Source organism: Hansschlegelia sp. KR7-227 (assembly GCF_049446035.1).
Lineage (GTDB): Bacteria > Pseudomonadota > Alphaproteobacteria > Rhizobiales > Methylopilaceae > Methylopila.
Window position 1 is genome coordinate 1,287,154 of record NZ_JBMSEA010000001.1, and the last position, 12,727, is coordinate 1,299,880.

Sequence of the window (12,727 nt, forward strand, 5' to 3'; positions counted from 1 at the left end):
ATTTCGGGACGGCTGACTCTCAGTCTCGGTCCTTGTTCCAGGCCTGGACGTAGCTGTCGGACTTCTCCCGGTCCTCTTCCGAAGCCGTCGCGACGGCTTCGTCGTGCAGGTCACGGATCCATTTGTCGTCCGGACCCGCCGCTCCGTTGGCGAGCGAGAGCCACATCAGCCCGCGCGCGGCCTGGCGCGGCACGCCGACGCCGTTGAACAGCATGTGGCCGAGCACGGCCTGCGCCTCGCGCTGGCCTTTGTTCGCCGCGAGGCCGAGCCAGCGCGCGGCCTTCCGGGGATCCTTCTCGCCGTCGGCCCCGTCGAGATACATCCGCGCCAGATTGTACTGGGCGTCGGGGTCGCCGAAATAGGACGCCGCGTAGGAGAACATCTCGCGCGCGCGGTCGGCGTCGGCCCTGATCGGGCTGTTGGGGATGCCCTCGAGATAATAATTGCCGAGCGCCACGAAGGCGTTGGCGACGAAGCGCGCCTGGACCGTGTCCGGCGCGTCGTCGGCGTGGGCGTTGGCGATCTGGCTGAAATAGTCGAACGCCCGGACGTTGTCCTGGTCGACGCCGTCGCCCTCGGCGTACATGCGGCCGAGCTTCCATTGCGCCATGGCGTGGCCGCGCTTCGCGGCGTCGACGAGCGAGGTGACGGCGCCGGCCTTGTCGCCGGCGATGTAGGCCCGCGCCCCAGTCTGGAAGGACTGCAGCGGCGAGGGCTGCTCCTTCTTCGCGGGCGTGCCCTCGAAGGCGCGCGCCGCCGTGGCCGCGCCGACGAGCGCGAGCACGGCGAGCGCGACCAGCGCGATGCGGTCAGACGTCCGCATAGGCGCGCCGCTCGAATTTGGCGCCGGGATGGGTCACCGCGCCGTTGCGTGCGGGACCTACCCCTTGCGCGTATTTCCAGAGAGCGCCCGAGCCGAAGCCGTTGTCGCGCGGCCTCCAGGATTGCCGCCTCGCATCGAGTTCGGCGTCGCTGAGCGCCACCTCGATCGTGCCGGCGATGGCGTCGATCGAGATGACGTCGCCGTCCTTCAGCAGGCCGATGGGGCCGCCGACCGCCGCCTCCGGCCCGACATGGCCGATGCAGAAGCCGCGCGTGGCGCCGGAGAACCGGCCGTCGGTGATGAGCGCCACCTTGTCGCCCATGCCCTGGCCGTAGAGCGCCGCGGTGGTCGCGAGCATCTCGCGCATCCCGGGGCCGCCGCGCGGTCCTTCGTAGCGGATGACGAGAACCTCGCCTTCCTTATAGGAGCGCCTGGAGACCGCCTCGAAGCACTCCTCCTCGCTGTCGAAGCAGCGGGCGGGGCCGGAGAACTGCTGGTTCTTCATGCCGGCCACCTTCACGATCGCGCCTTCGGGGGCGAGGTTGCCCCTGAGGCCGACGACACCGCCGGTGCGGGTGATGGGTTTGTCCGCCGGCATCACGACGTCCTGGTCCGCGTTCCAGCGGACCGTCTCCATGTTCTCCGCGATCGTCCGTCCGGTGACGGTGAGGCAGTCTCCGTGAAGATAACCATGGTCGAGCAGAGTCTTCATGAGCAGCGGCACGCCGCCAACTTCGAATAAATCCTTGGCGACATAACGGCCGCCCGGCTTCAAATCCGCCACATATGGGGTCTTGCGGAAGATCTCGGCGACGTCGAACAGGTCGAAGTCGATGCCGCATTCATGGGCGATCGCCGGCAGATGGAGCGCGGCGTTGGTCGAGCCGCCGGAGGCCGCGACGACGGTCGCCGCATTCTCCAGCGCCTTGCGGGTGACGATGTCGCGGGGCCGGATGTTGCGGGCGATCAGTTCCATGATCATCTCGCCGGCCGTCATGCAGAACCGGTCGCGGATCTCATAGGGCGCCGGCGCGCCGGCCGAATAGGGCAGCGCGAGACCGATCGCCTCGGAGACGGTCGCCATCGTGTTGGCCGTGAACTGCGCGCCGCAGGCCCCGGCCGAGGGGCAGGCGACCTGCTCGATCTCGTCGAGGTCCTCATCGGACATCTCGCCGACCGAATGCTTGCCGACGGCCTCGAACATGTCCTGGACGGTGACCGGCTGGCCGCGGAACGAGCCGGGCAGGATCGATCCGCCATAGATGAAGATCGACGGCACGTTGAGGCGCACCATCGCCATCATCATGCCCGGAAGCGACTTGTCGCAGCCCGCGAGCCCGACGAGGCCGTCATAGCAGTGGCCGCGCATGGTGAGCTCGACGGAGTCCGCGATCACCTCGCGCGAGGCGAGCGAGGACTTCATGCCCTCGTGCCCCATGGCGATCCCGTCGGTCACCGTGATGGTGCAGAATTCGCGGGGCGTGCCGCTCGCGGAGGCCACGCCCTTCTTCACCGCCTGCGCCTGGCGCATCAGAGAGATGTTGCAGGGCGCGGCCTCGTTCCAGCACGAGGCGACGCCGACCAGCGGCTGGTGGATCTGCGCCTTGGTCAGGCCCATGGCGTAGAGATAGGATCGGTGCGGAGCGCGGGACGGACCTTCGGTCACGTGGCGGCTCGGCAGTTTCGTCTTGTCGAAGACCTTTGCGTCCATGACGTACGCCCACCCCCCGAGCGCGGACGGACCGCGCTTACGCTCGACCACATCGCGGACGCGTCTGGAAGCAGCGTCAGGCCTGTAGCCCGTCGCGACGCCGCCCCTCTCGCGCCCGGCCCGCCGAACCGCTTGGCGTCGACCATCCCCCGACGGTCATTAACCAAGATCGCTTTGTCTTCAGCAGGTTACAGACGTTCTAGCCGCTCGTTTGTGGCGTAATGGCGGCGAATTGGGCGCAATGCCCTCGCCCCTGCGCGATCGGACCGGCAGCTGTGGCCGTTATGCCACGGGCGCCTCGATGGCCCGGACGACGCCGTTCACCATGCGCTGGCCGAGCAATTCGTCGAGCAGCGCCACCTGTCGCGGCAGGCAGACTCGGGCGAGATCGTAGTGGACGACCGCGAACTCACGCGCCGCTCGGCGGATGGGCGCCAGCTCCTCGCGTCGCGCGAGCGTGTCGACCACAAGCTCGGACAGGGCGGGCGCGTCGAAGAAGTCGAACAGGCGGCCTGTGACGCCGTCCTCGATCACCTCGCGCACCGGCGGCGTGCCGGAGGCCACGATCAGGCATTCCGCAGACATCGCCTCGAGCAGCGACCAGGACAGCACGAACGGGTAGGTCAGATAGACGTGGCAGGAGGAGACCTGCAGCATCGAGATGAAATCAGGCTTCGGGATCTGGCCGAGAAAGTGGACGCGGCTCAGGTCCAGCCGGTCCTTCACCTCGTCGAGATAGATCTGCTTCCAGCTCTTTCCGTCGGGCGCCTTGCGCCCGTAGGACACCCCGTCGCCGCCGACGATCAGCACATGCGCGTTCGGCCGCCGGCGCAGGATCTCGGGCAGCGCCCGCATGAAGATGTGATAGCCGCGATAGGGCTCGAGTTGGCGGTTGACGAAGGTGATCACCTCGTCCCGCGGGCGGAGCTCGGGGCCGCCGGGAACCTGGAAGCGCGCGTTGAACTTGGGGCTCGCCGCGACCGTGTCGACGCCGTCATGCACGACCTTGATCTTCGGCAGCAGGATCTCGGGATGCTGGCGCTTCTGCCATTCGGTGGGCGACAGACCGAGATCGGCGGCGACGAGCGAGGTCAGCATCCCGGCGTTCTTGGTGCGGACGCGGAGCGCGCTGCGCAGGCCGGCTTCGGGAAACTCCGGATCGAAGCCGACGTCCGAGCCCTTCCAGTTGTAGAAGAACTCGCTGTAGACGACGTGCTTGGCGTTCGGAAACAGATCCTTGGCGAACAGCGTCTCGCCCCAGCCGGAATGGCCGACGACGAGGGCCGGGTCGCACCCGGCCTCGCGCTGCAGCTTCTGCATGGCGCCGGCGGCGAGTTCGCCGCGGATGATGTCGGTGGTGAAGCGTTCCGCCAGCGGATGGCCTGGCTTGGGCGGATCCTTCGGAAGGCGGTAGGCCGCGAGAGTGACATGCGGCCTGACTTTCGCGGTCGGGCCTCCGGCCGCGAAGATGCGCACGCCCTTCCGACGCGCGAAGGCCTGGCTCACATGCACGAACTGGCCGGGGAAGTTGTTGTGGATGAAGAGAATGTCCAAAGCGCCCGGCCCCAGCTCGGCTTTTCGCAGCCGGAGGATCGTTTGGACGCCCCGGCTTGTCAAAGCGGGGGCAGGCCCCAGCTCATCGCGGGTTCGTCTAGTCTCTCCGCGCCCAGGGAAACAGCCAGGTCTCCGTGAGGGCCTTATCGCCGACCTTCAGAACCGCCTTGAGCTCGGCTGCGGTGTTCGGCTGGTCGATCGCATGGTCGAGAAACAGGCGGAAGCCGCCCGTCTCGCGGTTGGGCACGACATAGGCGGCGTTGATCTTGCCGGCGCTGGCGCTCGTTTCCGTCACGACCCGTTTCGGATCGTCGAGCCAGTAGGCGAGCTCCCCGCCGGCGAAATCGACGATGAACCGGCGCTCCCCCGGGGGCAGCGCGTCGACGCCTCCGGACGCGCGAGCCTCCGTCACGAATGTGTGGACCGCCCGCGCAAGCGGCGTGAGCTTCTCCGACAGCTTGAGCGAGCGGATGACATAGGAAAAGCGCAGCGTCTCGCCGCCCTTCGGCGGCGCGTCCGGCACCCATGCGGCGACGATGTTGTCGAAGGTCTCGTTGTCGGTCGGCAGTTCGAGCAGAGAGACGCGGCCCGCGCCCCATTCGCCCTGCGGTTCGATCCAGTAGCTCGGCCGGAGATCGTAGCGGACTTCGAGATCCTGGTAGTGCTCGAACATCCGGTCGCGCTGCAGCAGCCCGAATCCTCGGACGCCGCCGTCGCGGAAGTCGGAGTTCCGGAGCGTGTCCGGATTGACCAGCGGCCGCCACGTCCAGTCGCCGTCCTTCGGGCGCAGGAGCAGGCCGTCGCTGTCGTGAACCTCCGGCCGGAAGCCGCGATACTGGCGGCGATCGTTCTCGCCGTAGAAGAACATCGAGGTCAGCGGCGCGACGCCGAGCTTCGCGATGTCGCGGCGTGGAAACAGAGTCGCGCCGACGGCGACCGTCGTCTCGTCGCCGGGCGTGATCACCATGCGGTAGGCGCCGGTGAGGGAGGGCCCATCGAGCAGCGCGTGCACGACGACCGAGTCGGCGCCCGGACCGGGCTCCTCGACCCAGAACTCCCGGAAGTCCGGAAACTCCTCAGGCTCCATCTCGCCCGCGCCGACCGCGATTCCGCGGGCGGACACGCCGTAGTGCTGGCCTGCGCCGAGAAAACGGAAGTAGCTCGCGCCGAGAAACACCGCGAGTTCGTCCATCACGGTCGGCTTGTTCAGCGGGAAGTGCAGGCGCAGCCCGGCGAATCCGAAATCGATCGGCGGCCGGTCGCCGGCCTTGGTCTGGCCGAAGTCGAACTGGGAGCGGTCATAGGGGATCGGCGCCGGCACGCCTTCGCGCACGAGATTGATCGTCACCGCCCTGCGATAGAGAAAGCCGCGGTGGAACAGCTCCATGCGGAAGCCGCTCTTACCGCCCGCGAAGAACGCCTTCTCACGGCGGAAGCGGATGTCGCGATAGGCGTCGAAGGACAGGTCGTTCAGCCAGCTCGGCAACTCGTCGCTCGCCGGCTTGTAGGGCTGCGTCGCGAGTTGGCGGGCGCGTTCGATCACGACGCCATGGTCGAACACGGCGCGGGTCTCCTGGGCGCGGGCGAACGCGGGAACGAGGGCGCTTCCGGCCCCGGCCCCGATGAGCGCGACGGCGTCACGGCGGGTCAACATTGAACGACACGGCCTTCCGTTTCTGCCCCGCGACCATCATAGGGCGCGGCGCCCGGCGCGACAGGCGCGGGAGCGTCGCAGGCGGATCGGGGTCACTCGCGCCGGTAGACGCCCGCGAAGGTGACGTTCATGCCGCCGCAGGCCGCGTTGTCGGAGGCGACGAGATAATCGCCGAAGCGCCACATCCGCACCCGGCAGACATCGGCGTCGGACTTGCGCGCGGCGTCGACCGGCATCGTCTCGCCGCCGTCGCCCTGCGCGAAGCTCGCCTCCCGGCCGACCGGCGCGACCTTCGCCGCGATCTGGCCCATATTGACCGCGCCGCGCTCGGCGCGGCCCGCGTCGGACGCGCCGTAAGTCGCCTCGCCGCGCACCGCAAGCGACGGGCCGGCGGCGACGATCGAGATCTGCTTCTCCTCGCCGGACCGCCATTCCCCGCTCCAATCGGCGACCGAAGGTTCGTCGACGGTCGGCGCATCGACCAGCGCCGCCCGCGGCAGCCACCCGCTGGTCGAGACGGCCTTCTGGTTTGGAGCCGTGAAGGTCGCGCAGACGAAGGCGCCCGAAGCGACGCCGACGACGACCGGGTCGCCGGGCGTCACGAACGCCTTCTCCTGGCATTTGTCCTCGGCGCTGGGACAGCCGGGAGCGTCGAGCCCGCCCTTCACGAAGCGCAGCCGCTTGGGAGCGTCAGGCGCGACGAGCTTGAGCGCCGGCTGCACGAAGGTCTTCGCGCTCAGAAGTTCCGGGCCGTAGCAGGCGGCGGAGTCCTCGGCCCGGACCGGCGTGGCGGCGCCGGCGAGACACGCGAGCACGAGGGCCGCTCGCCTCGTCATGCGAGTTGCCGGAGCGCGGCTTCGATCTTGGCGAGCCGGGCCTCGTAGTCGGCGCGCTTCTCGCGCTCGCCCTCGACGACCTCCTCGGGCGCACGGGCGACGAAGCTCTCATTGGCGAGCTTGCCGTCGATCCGCTTGATCTCGCCTTCCGTCTTGGCGCGCTCCTTGGCGAGCCGGTCCTTCTCGGCCGCGATGTCGACGACGCCTTCCAGCGGCACGGCCGCCACCCCTCCCCGCACCAGGATCTGGATCGCGCCCTTCGGGGCTTCGGCCGCGAAGGAGACTCCGGAGACGCGGGCGATGCGCGCGAGCGTCGGCGCCGCCCGCTCCGCGCGCGCCCGGACGTCGGCGGAGGCGCCGACCAGCACGAGCGGCAGGGTCGCGGACGGCGGCACGCCCATTTCCGCCCGCGCCGAGCGAAGCTCGGTCACGAGATCGATCAGCCAGCCGATCTCCGCCTCGGATTCCGCGTCGCCGAGGCCCGACAGATCCGGCCAGCGCGACAAAGCGAGCGGTCGCGGACGGGGCGCGTCGCCGGCGCGCGCGGACCAGAGCTCCTCGGTGACAAAGGGCATGAAGGGGTGCAGCAGCGCCGCCGACTGGTCGAGGACGAAGGCGACGGTCGCGCGGGTCTCCAGCGCCTCCGCGCCCTGCTCTTCGCCCTGCAGAACGGGCTTCGCGAGCTCGACATACCAATCGCAGACGACGTTCCAGACGAAGCGGTAGACCGCCGCCGCGGCCTCGTTGAAGCGGTAGGCCTCGATCGCCGCGGTGATCTCGGCGGCGGCCCGCGCCGCCTCGCCGAGAATCCATCGGTTCAGGATCGTGGTCGCCGCGGACGGGTCGAAGCCCGCGACCGGAACGCAGCCGTTCATCTCGGCGAAGCGCGAGGCGTTCCAGAGCTTGGTCGCGAAGTTCCGGTAGCCTTCCACCCGCGCGCGGGCGAGCTTGATGTCGCGCCCCTGCGCCGCCATCGCCGCCAGCGTGAAACGCAGGGCGTCGGCGCCATAGGCGTCGATCAGCTCGATCGGGTCGATGACGTTGCCCTTCGTCTTCGACATCTTCTGCCCCTTCTCGTCGCGGACGAGGGCGTGGATGTAGACGTCGCGGAACGGGACTTCGTTCATGACGTGAAGTCCCATCATCATCATTCGGGCGACCCAGAAGAAAATGATATCGAAGCCGGTGACGAGCACCGAGGTCGGGTAATAGCGCTTGAGCTCGGCCGTCTCGTCCGGCCAGCCCATGGTCGAGAACGGCCACAGCGCGGAGGAGAACCATGTGTCGAGCACGTCCTCGTCGCGCCAAAGCGGAATCGACCCGGCGTAGATCAAATCGGACGCTTCCGTGAGCTCGCTACCGGCGACGGGCTGCTTCGGCAGAATTCGGATGGCCTTGCCGTAGTGCTTGGCCGCCGCCGCTATCGCACCCTCCTCGGTCTCGGCCGAGAAGGTCTCGAAGCGGTCGAGCGCGATCAGCCCGTCCTCGCCGATCTGCGGACCGTACCAGACCGGGATCTGGTGGCCCCACCACAGCTGACGCGAGATGCACCAGGGTTCGATGCCTTCGAGCCAGTGGAAGAAGGTCTTGTCCCAGTTCTCAGGCACGAAACGGGTCCGGCCGTCCCGCACCGCCGCCATGGCGCGGTCGGCGAGCGGCTTGACGTTCAGGTACCACTGGTCGGTGAGATAGGGCTCGACGACGCTGCGGGACCGGTCGCCATGCGGCACCGCGTGGACGTTGGGCTCGATCGCGACCAGCCGGCCGATCTCCTCCAGCGCCGCGATGATCGCCTTGCGCGCCTCGAACCGGTCGAGACCCTTCAGGCTCTCAGGGACGGGTCCGGCTTCGGAGCCGAGGATTGCGAGCGTCTGCGCCTCGCCGTCGGCGGCCGGCGCGAGATCGAACACGTCCCAGTCGTCCGATTTGATGCAGGCGTCCTTGGTGAAGATGTTGATGACGGTCAGGCCGTGCCGACGCCCGACCTCGAAATCGTTGAAGTCATGCGCCGGGGTGATCTTCACCGCGCCGGTGCCCTTGTCGGGGTCGGCGTAGTCGTCCGCGACGATCGGGATGCGGCGGTCGACGATCGGCACGATCGCGACCTTGCCGATGAGGTGCTTCAGCTTCTCGTTGTCCGGATGCACGGCGACCGCCGTGTCGCCTAGCATCGTCTCCGGGCGCGTCGTGGCGACCACGATGGTCTCGTCGGTCGGGCGACCGTCGGCGTCGGCGATGGCGTAGGCGATGTGCCAGAGAGAACCCTTGACCTCGATCTGCTCGACTTCGAGGTCGGAGATCGCGGTCTGGAAGGTCGGATCCCAGTTCACGAGCCGCTTGTCGCGGTAGATCAGGCCCTGTCCGTGCAGCTGGACGAACAGCTTGGCGACCGCCCGCGACAGGCCTTCATCCATGGTGAAGCGCTCGCGGGACCAGTCGCACGACGCCCCGAGCCGACGGAGCTGGTTGAGGATCGCGCCGCCAGATTGCTCCTTCCACGCCCAGACATGCTCGACGAACGCCTCGCGGCCGAGCTCGCGCCGGCCGGGCTGTTGATCCGCGGCGAGCTTGCGCTCGACCACCATCTGCGTGGCGATGCCGGCGTGATCCATGCCGGGCTGCCACAGCACGTCCTTGCCGCGCATGCGCTCGAAGCGCGCAAGCACGTCCTGAAGCGTGTTGTTCAGCGCGTGCCCGATATGCAGCGAGCCCGTGACGTTCGGCGGCGGTATGACGATCGAGAACGGCTCGGCGCCCGGCTCCGCGCCCGCCCCCGCTTTGAAGGCGCCGGCTTCGTCCCAGCGCGTCGCGATCCGCGCCTCGATGTCGGCCGGCGAATAGGTCTTGTCGAGCATTTCGGAATGGCGCCCTTCGGCCGCGTGATACGGCCCGCCGTTGAAGCGAAGCGCACCGCGGGTGTCAACGGCGCGCGGTCGGCGAAGGCCGCTCAGCGCCCGCCGCGCGCGACCCGTTCGATCTCCTGCCGCACCAGACGCTCGACCAGCGGCGGCAGATTGTCGTCGAGCCAGGCCCTGAGCATCGGCCGCAGCATGTCCTTCACCACGTCGTCGAGCGTGCGGGCGTTGTTGGTGAAGATCGTGTTGGCGAGCGTGCCGAAGGCCTGCGTGACCGCGTCGTCGGCTTCGTTCGACAACAGCCGCTCGGTCGATGGAGCGGGCTCAGGGCGCAGCGCGCTCTCGGCGGATTGCCGCGGCGGGGAAACCGTCTCGTCGCGCTTCGCCTCGAGCTCGGACTGATCCTCCGCCATGGCTTCGGTCAGGTCCAGAACGTCGAGATCGTCAGGCGGGGACATGGTCGAAACGACGGACTGCCTCGGGGCCGCGTGCGGCTTTGGCGACGCGGTCGCGGGCGACGGCGTCGGTTCGGCGGCCGTCCCGCCCGCGGCAAGCGTCGCAAGCGCGGCGTCGAGTTCGTCCTCGCGCAGGGCGTCGACCGCAGGGTCTTCAGCCGCCGGTCGCTCGCCCCCGGAGGAGGCGTCGGAGCCCGGCTGATCGTCGGAGATGATGCGTCGGATCGAAGCCAAGATCTCTTCCATCGTCGGCTCTGAGGCCTTCGCGGGGGTGCTCATGCTGTCTCCGCTCGCCGCGCCGGGCCGCTTCAGGCGCGGCCGCCCGCAGGGCGCGGACGGTTTGGCGAATCACCCGAAGACGCCGACCCGGCAGTCGTGGCGAGTATCGGCGCCCCGCCCGTCAGAACAAGCCGTCAGTGGCCGAAGCCCACAGCTCCGCGAAGGTTCAGCGCCCGTCGGGAGTCCGAAGCCCGAACCATTTGTCGCGGACTTGATCGTAATGGGTGTTGGGATCGTAGCGCGCGACCCGGAGGCCGAGGCGATCGGCGGTCAGCCAGCCGGTCGCCGACAGCAGCGCGTAAGCCGCCACCATGCGGTCGCGCTGGGCGCGGATCAGCGTGACGCGCGCGTCGAGCACGGCCTGCTGCGCGTTCAGCACGTCGAGCGTGGTCCGCTGGCCGACCTTGGCCTCCTCGCGCACGCCGTTCAACGCGGTTTGCGAGGCCTGGATCTGCGCCTGCGCGGAGGAGATCTGGGCGGTCGCCGCCTGCACCTGACCCCAGGCGGAGACGACCGCCTGCCGGACCTGGTCGCGGGCGATGTCGGCCTCGAGCCGGCGCTGGCCCGCCGTCTCCTTCGCCTGGCGGACCTGCGAGGAGATCGACCCGCCCTGATAGATCGGAATCGTCATGCGGGCGACGAGCGAGCCGGCCGTTACCCGAGAAATCTGCGAGCTGTCGTCGTAGCGGCGCTGGAACGCGGCCTCGACGCCGATCTGAGGATAGAGCTGGCCCTCGAACACGCGGATCTGAAGGTTCGCGGCGTCGACGCCGTGGAAGGCGGCCAGAATCGCCGGATGCTGAGCCTGTCCGAGGTTGATCGCCTGCGGCAGGCCCTTCGGCAGCAGCCGGTCGATCGATTTCGCGGCGCGGGGCCGGCCGATCTCCTCGCCGACCACCTGGCGATAGGTGGCGCGGCTGGTGTTCAACGTCGATTCAGCCTCGCTCACCGCCGTGTTCGCGCCTTCGACCGCGGCTTCCGCCTGCGACGTGTCGGTGCGCGTCACTTCGCCGACCTGGAAGCGCTCGCGGGCGGCGCGCAGCTCTTCCTTGAGCACGTCGACATTGTTGCGGCGGACGTCGAGGATCGCGTAGTCGCGCAGCACGTCCATATAGGCCTGGGCTGCGTCGAACAGCACGTTCTGCTCGCTGTTGCGCAGGTTCTCGCGGGCGCCGAGGACGTTCGACTCGGCCGTGCGCAGCTGGTTGCGCCGCTGAAAGCCGTTGAAGATGGTCTGGTCGGCGGTGATCCCGACGCCGCGGGGATACTGTGTGTCGGTGGTCTTCTGGGAGGGGACGGGAAACGTCTGCCCAAGAAACGACTGGCTGGACGCCGGCGTCACCTGCTGCGTCCGTTCGACGCCGATGTCCGCCGACGCGCTGATTCGCGGGCGGTAGGCCGACAGCGCCTGCGGCACCTGCTCGTCCACCGCGCGCACTTCGGCGCGCTGCGCGTTCAACGTGGGATTTGCGCCATAGGCGCGCGCCAGCGCCTGTTCGAGCGACTGCGCCTGGACCGCTCCCGTTCCCGAGAACGCCAGGACAACCGCGAGCGCCGTGGCGCGCAACGCCATGCGGCGACGAAACTTAACGCCCGTCGACATCATTCACACCGGATTTCGAGCGCCCCGCCGGCGGGCGTTCCCGCTTCGACGTTGCAATGACGCGACCCCGCGCCACTGTAGCCGGGCGGACGCCGCGGAGAAACGGCCGCCTGCGCCCTTCGTCGAAAGACCCGCCAAGTGGCGCAACGGCGCCACAACGCCCGGCTCGCCGTCAGAGGGCGAAAGCCTCGGCCCGGTCAAACCCCGGCAAGGTCGAGCCATAGGCGTCGAAGGCGGGCGCCGCCGAGAGGCCTGCCTTTTGAGGCCGAAACACGGTCGCCCTGGTCGATCGCGCGTCGCCCGCGATGGCGATCAGGCGGCCCCGCGGCGCCAGCTGACGCCCGAGCGCATCGAGCCCGTCGGCGACCGCGCCGTCGCAGAAGATGAGGTCGAACGGCGCATGGTCCGGCGCGCCGGAGGGAAGCGGCCCTTCGAAGACCGTCACGTTCGGGCGATCCGCGAGCCGCGTCCGGGCTTCGGCCGCGAGCGTCGGATCGACCTCGAGCGCGACGACCTGAAGGCCGAGTTCGTCGAGCAGGGCCGCGGTGTAGCCCAGCCCGCAGCCCACCACGAGCGCCTTCTCTCCCGCCCCGGGGGCCGCCAGCTGAACGAGCTTCGCAAGCGTCATCGGCTCCAGCATGGCGCGGCCGGCGACTTCCAGCGGGGCCCGCGAATCGAGATAGGCGAGCGAGGCGCGGCCGTCGGCCACGAAACGTTCCCGGGGCACGGTCAGGAAGGCGGAGATGACGTCGTGGTCGGTGACGTCGGCGGGCCGGATCTGGCAATCCACCATGCCGCGCCGCAGCCGTTCGAAATCCGTCATGCCTGTCGCCTCGCGCCGATGGCGGGCGCGCCGCCGCCCGCGACGCCGGTTTTGCGCCAGCCGCGGGCATGGCGCAAGCGAAGCCTGTCATGCGCCTGTTGCGAAGCGCAGAGGGCTCGGGCTATGGAGAGCGG

The 12,727-nt window shown here is 69.1% G+C and carries 9 protein-coding genes; all 9 read right to left on the bottom strand.

Annotated elements, in window-relative coordinates:
* Positions 1-19: 19 nt before the first annotated feature.
* Positions 20-823 carry a tetratricopeptide repeat protein gene (locus ACO2RJ_RS06040; RefSeq protein WP_423267086.1) on the bottom strand — a complete coding sequence of 268 codons (804 nt, stop codon included), beginning with the start codon at positions 821-823 and terminating at the stop codon, positions 20-22.
* Positions 810-2,534 carry a dihydroxy-acid dehydratase gene (gene ilvD, locus ACO2RJ_RS06045; protein ID WP_423267088.1) on the bottom strand — a complete coding sequence of 575 codons (1,725 nt, stop codon included), beginning with the start codon at positions 2,532-2,534 and terminating at the stop codon, positions 810-812. Before ilvD ends, ACO2RJ_RS06040 begins: the two co-directional genes overlap by 14 nt.
* Positions 2,535-2,816: 282 nt before the next feature.
* Positions 2,817-4,088, bottom strand: a complete 1,272-nt coding sequence (locus tag ACO2RJ_RS06050) for a glycosyltransferase (protein ID WP_423267089.1) — start codon at positions 4,086-4,088, stop codon at positions 2,817-2,819.
* A 97-nt stretch (positions 4,089-4,185) separates the two neighbouring features.
* Positions 4,186-5,742: a glucan biosynthesis protein gene (locus tag ACO2RJ_RS06055; protein WP_423267090.1), complete on the bottom strand. Its 1,557-nt coding sequence runs from the start codon at positions 5,740-5,742 to the stop codon at positions 4,186-4,188.
* 92 nt (positions 5,743-5,834) lie between these two features.
* Positions 5,835-6,578 (bottom strand): hypothetical protein, encoded by a 744-nt coding sequence (locus ACO2RJ_RS06060; RefSeq protein WP_423267091.1) that lies wholly within the window; start codon positions 6,576-6,578, stop codon positions 5,835-5,837.
* The gene (locus ACO2RJ_RS06065) at positions 6,575-9,433 is read right to left on the bottom strand and encodes a valine--tRNA ligase (protein ID WP_423267092.1); all 2,859 of its coding nucleotides are present in this window, start codon (positions 9,431-9,433) and stop codon (positions 6,575-6,577) included. Before ACO2RJ_RS06065 ends, ACO2RJ_RS06060 begins: the two co-directional genes overlap by 4 nt.
* A 92-nt stretch (positions 9,434-9,525) precedes the next feature.
* A complete protein-coding gene (locus ACO2RJ_RS06070) occupies positions 9,526-10,167 on the bottom strand; it encodes a PopZ family protein (protein ID WP_423267093.1) in 642 nt (213 codons plus the stop codon).
* A gap of 166 nt (positions 10,168-10,333) precedes the next feature.
* Positions 10,334-11,740 (bottom strand): TolC family outer membrane protein, encoded by a 1,407-nt coding sequence (locus ACO2RJ_RS06075; RefSeq protein ID WP_423267094.1) that lies wholly within the window; start codon positions 11,738-11,740, stop codon positions 10,334-10,336.
* Between the two features lie 202 nt (positions 11,741-11,942).
* Positions 11,943-12,593, bottom strand: a complete 651-nt coding sequence (locus ACO2RJ_RS06080) for a protein-L-isoaspartate O-methyltransferase family protein (protein ID WP_423267095.1) — start codon at positions 12,591-12,593, stop codon at positions 11,943-11,945.
* Positions 12,594-12,727 lie beyond the last annotated feature (134 nt).

Coding starts and splice junctions, on each gene's coding strand:
- ACO2RJ_RS06055 (WP_423267090.1), bottom strand. CDS start 5,742: ATGTTGACCCGCCGTGACGCCGTCGCGCTCATCGGGGCCGGGGCCGGA.
- ACO2RJ_RS06075 (WP_423267094.1), bottom strand. CDS start 11,740: ATGGCGTTGCGCGCCACGGCGCTCGCGGTTGTCCTGGCGTTCTCGGGA.
- ilvD (WP_423267088.1), bottom strand. CDS start 2,534: ATGGACGCAAAGGTCTTCGACAAGACGAAACTGCCGAGCCGCCACGTG.
- ACO2RJ_RS06065 (WP_423267092.1), bottom strand. CDS start 9,433: ATGCTCGACAAGACCTATTCGCCGGCCGACATCGAGGCGCGGATCGCG.
- ACO2RJ_RS06040 (WP_423267086.1), bottom strand. CDS start 823: ATGCGGACGTCTGACCGCATCGCGCTGGTCGCGCTCGCCGTGCTCGCG.
- ACO2RJ_RS06060 (WP_423267091.1), bottom strand. CDS start 6,578: ATGACGAGGCGAGCGGCCCTCGTGCTCGCGTGTCTCGCCGGCGCCGCC.
- ACO2RJ_RS06080 (WP_423267095.1), bottom strand. CDS start 12,593: ATGACGGATTTCGAACGGCTGCGGCGCGGCATGGTGGATTGCCAGATC.
- ACO2RJ_RS06070 (WP_423267093.1), bottom strand. CDS start 10,167: ATGAGCACCCCCGCGAAGGCCTCAGAGCCGACGATGGAAGAGATCTTG.